Origin of the sequence: uncultured Chitinophaga sp., from assembly GCF_937874145.1 — a bacterium.
Classification (GTDB): Bacteria; Bacteroidota; Bacteroidia; order Chitinophagales; family Chitinophagaceae; genus Chitinophaga.
Genome location: NZ_CALNBI010000171.1, coordinates 1 through 3,431, shown reverse-complemented (window position 1 = coordinate 3,431; position 3,431 = coordinate 1). Strand labels below are relative to the sequence as shown.

The window sequence follows — 3,431 nt, the reverse complement described above, 5'->3', positions numbered from 1 at the left end:
AAAAATCAATTGAAAGTGCTCTTCGTGGGGTACGACCCGTCGAAGCCCATGCCTGAAATCGGCCGTTCGGCGCCCGGCAACATGACGAAAGAAGGGTTTACCGCCGAATACCCGGTGCGGATGCCAGCGTTTAAAGCTTTGCTGGAAGAGAATTTCACGGAAGTGGCAACGATCGATTGCCGCGACTGGAAACCGGAAAGCTCCAATGCTTTCGATGTGACCATTTTCGACTTCCGGCCAAATCCGCTGGCGGTACAGGATTCCGCAAGGCTGAAGAAGCATAAGCGGCCCGCTTACCTGCCGGACGACTTCTCCAAACCCGTGGTTTTCATCGCCAGCACCGCGCCGGAGATGGGCGAAGCCATCGGCCTGAAGCTCGACTGGCTTTGCCTTTGCCTGGATGCGGACGCGCACCACGTCAACACGAAGCATGCCATTTTCAAGGGCCCCATCAACAAAGTGACCCCTACGATGGAAACGAAGGATGCGCCGGAAGGGCTTTTCCATTACTCCACAGGTGAAGGGATCGCAAAGCAGATTCCGATGTGGAAGGTGCAGAACGAGGGCTACCTCACCAGCAGGGATTCCCGCGTGGGCATGGTATCGCGCGGCGACCGCTTCACGGAAGGGCCCGATGCGGAAGTTATTTCCAGCGGCGTTTGCACCAAAGACGTGGGCGCGGTAGCGCTGGGAAGGCATGGCAATTACTTCCTCTGGGGGTTCGCCGCTTCCCCCGCTAAAATGACGGAAGAAGGTAAGCAGGTGTTCGTCAACGCCGTCGCCTACATGCAGCAGTTCAACGGCAAAACGCCCATCGCCCGGAAGTACAACGACCGGATGGCGACTACCAAAAACGTACGGGAGATTATTCACTTCGCCAACCGGGCATCTTTCGAGCAATCCGTGGAAGAAACCAGGAAGTTCAACGAACAAAACAAGAAGGAGAAAGCCCGCATCGACGCCAAAAAGGCAGCCGGCGAAGCACTCACGTCCAACGAGACCGAAATGTACCCTTATCTGGAACGCGAACAGCCGCTCCCTACCTGGGAGGGTTACCTGAAGAACATGATGGGCAAATATGCGGATAAGTTCGGCACCGATGCCGACGCTTTCCAGGCATATATGAACGCCAATTTCGGTTACCTGTATTGCGACCCGAACGCGTTCTTCTCCTATACCATCGACGAAGACGCAGCGCAGATCGGCATCCCCAACCAAAGCCTCAAGCTGCTGGATGCCTGCATCAACATGCTTAAAAAGAAGGAGAAGGAAGACCTCGCGCTGCGGGTTCTCCGGCGCTACACCGGCGAGCAGTTCACCACCGCCGCCGACTGGAGCAACTGGCTGGGCAAGCACCGTAAAAAACTGTTCTTCAGCGAAACGAATGGTTTCCGCTGGGTAATCAATACTTATAACTGATGAGAAGCGTTTTGTTTTTGCTGCTGTTGTTGCCTGCCGCCGCGTTTTGCCAAAGCAGGTTTGATGAGAAGATCCGGAAAGAAGCCGCCGCGCTGAAGTGCCCTCCCCCGGAAGAGGCGCGGCCCGTTACCGTGAACGCAATGCTGGTAACGGACAACGACAGCCTGGCCGTTGTCGTGAAAACGGCGATCCTCCCCGGATGGCACATCTATGCCTTCGTACCGGATAACCAGCCGTACATCCAGCTCGACCCGATCCTGGAAGCGCCCGCATCCCTGCGGAAAGCCGGCGCCTGGATCAAGTCGGAACCGATGCCATCCATGACCGACCCCGGCGTGCTGATTTATGAAGATCAGGCCCTGTTCGTGCAGAAGTTCGCCCGAACGGACAAGGCAGGCGGAAAGATCAAAGCAGGATTGTATTTCCAGTGCTGCGACATCAAACAATGCCTCCCGCCCGACGAAACCACGGTGCAGCTGACATTCTGATTACTTCGAAACCATAGAACAAGGCCCGCCCCACCAGGCGGGCCTTGCTTTTTAACACTGTGTGATCCTTGTTACCAAACGCCCGTTTCATTTGCCGGAAATTTGTGGGACAATCAACAAAACAAACAGATTATGCACCACGAAATCGTTTCCCAATGGATGGGCAAAATGCAATTCAATTCTCTCGTCAACGGCCACACCATCGTGATGGACGGGCCCGAAAAAGTAGGCGGCGAAAACAATGGCCCGATCCCAAAACCGCTGGTACTCACGGCCCTGTCCGGCTGCACCGGGATGGACGTTATCTCCCTGCTCCGCAAAGCCAAAAAGGAAATCGGCAGCTTCGACGTGCAGGTACGCGGCGAACTTTCGCAGGGCCACCCGATGCAATACACCGCCATCCATCTCGACTATATTTTTGAAGGCCCGCAGGACGCGCGGGAAGCGGCGCTGGACGCGGTCACGCAGTCGCAGGAGAAGTTTTGCGGCGTGAGCGACATGCTGAAGAAGATACTGCCCGTCACCTGGGATGTTACGTATAATGGCGTGAAGGTTTTCCCGAACCGGGAAGCGACCGTTTAATCCGCGCGCGCAATGCCTGTTTTCAGCAGCAGGCTGTTGCGGTTGATGGCCAGGAGCCCCTGCTGCTCCATGCTCTTCAGCAGGCGCGAAATGGCTTCGCGGGTGGAGTGCAGGTCGTCGGCGATTTGCTGGTGGGTGATCTGCAGGGTGCGGCTGTTGATCCTGGCGGATTGATTGTGCAGGTAATCCAGCAGGCGCTGGTCGAGTTTCTTGAAAACCACGCCGTCGAAAGCCTGCAGCAGGTTATCGAACCGCGCGCGGTAGGTGGTTACCACAAACTGGTTCCATTCGTGGCTTTCCCGCATAAGGCGGTCCATTACGGCCAGGGGCAGTAAAATCACCCGGCTGTCTTCCAGCGCGGTGATCATTACGCCGCTGAATTCGCTGCCCTGCGCGCACACGAACGTCATGGCGCAGGCGTGCCCGGCTTCGAGATAGTACATGAAAATTTCTCCTTCAGGGCCTTCGCGGTAAACTTTCATGTGCCCTTCCGCAACGAGTATCGCGTTGCGCAGGAGCTGCCCCTGGCGCGTGATCGTTTCGCCCTTTTGGGCTGTGATAATACTGGCAGACTGGCTGATGAGTGCTTTCACGCTCGCGGGGAGCAATGGAAAATTCCTGTCGAGCAAATCGCTGATTTCCGGTTGGGAAGTATACATGTCGGCTGGTGAAGTTTGGGGCAAATTCAAGTATTCCGCCGGCTGCCGCAATGATTTCCCGCAGATCCGGGGATGACCGCCATCACCGCTCCCTGCCTGCCGCCACATACCCGCCGGAAGAAGTTCAGGTTAAGAACGTTTGCGGCCGGCATCTACCTAAGAAAAATGCCAATTCGCCACCCTTTTCCGGAAAATTTACGGTTTATTGGCCCGGCAGGCGAAAATTGAAAAATATACAGGAATTTCGTTCAAAGTATGATGTTGAAGTTTATCTGGAACCAGG

General features: G+C 55.8%; 5 protein-coding genes. 4 read left to right on the top strand and 1 reads right to left on the bottom strand.

Annotated features, from left to right (window positions below):
- The 3 genes from Q0510_RS08130 to Q0510_RS08120 form a co-directional block, all read left to right on the top strand.
- Positions 1–1,419: hypothetical protein (locus Q0510_RS08130; RefSeq protein WP_298709926.1), on the top strand; the 1,419-nt coding region annotated here is incomplete at its 5' end.
- Positions 1,419–1,907 (top strand): protein-disulfide reductase DsbD domain-containing protein, encoded by a 489-nt coding sequence (locus tag Q0510_RS08125; RefSeq protein ID WP_298709924.1) that lies wholly within the window; start codon positions 1,419–1,421, stop codon positions 1,905–1,907. The genes Q0510_RS08130 and Q0510_RS08125, both read left to right, overlap by 1 nt.
- A 132-nt stretch (positions 1,908–2,039) precedes the next feature.
- Positions 2,040–2,489: an OsmC family protein gene (locus Q0510_RS08120; protein ID WP_298709922.1), complete on the top strand. Its 450-nt coding sequence runs from the start codon at positions 2,040–2,042 to the stop codon at positions 2,487–2,489.
- Here the strand turns inward: Q0510_RS08120 and Q0510_RS08115 are convergent.
- The gene (locus Q0510_RS08115) at positions 2,486–3,148 is read right to left on the bottom strand and encodes a Crp/Fnr family transcriptional regulator (RefSeq protein WP_298709920.1); all 663 of its coding nucleotides are present in this window, start codon (positions 3,146–3,148) and stop codon (positions 2,486–2,488) included. The two genes, Q0510_RS08120 and Q0510_RS08115, sit on opposite strands and share 4 nt — an antisense overlap.
- A gap of 8 nt (positions 3,149–3,156) precedes the next feature.
- On the opposite strand from Q0510_RS08115, the gene Q0510_RS08110 reads away from it, so the two are divergent.
- Positions 3,157–3,431 (top strand): hypothetical protein (locus Q0510_RS08110; protein ID WP_298709918.1); only part of this gene is annotated, 275 nt, incomplete at its 3' end.

Excerpts from the sequence above, each read along its gene's own strand:
- Q0510_RS08120 (WP_298709922.1), top strand. The coding sequence starts at position 2,040 with ATGCACCACGAAATCGTTTCCCAATGGATGGGCAAAATGCAATTCAAT.
- Q0510_RS08125 (WP_298709924.1), top strand. The coding sequence starts at position 1,419 with ATGAGAAGCGTTTTGTTTTTGCTGCTGTTGTTGCCTGCCGCCGCGTTT.
- Q0510_RS08115 (WP_298709920.1), bottom strand. The coding sequence starts at position 3,148 with ATGTATACTTCCCAACCGGAAATCAGCGATTTGCTCGACAGGAATTTT.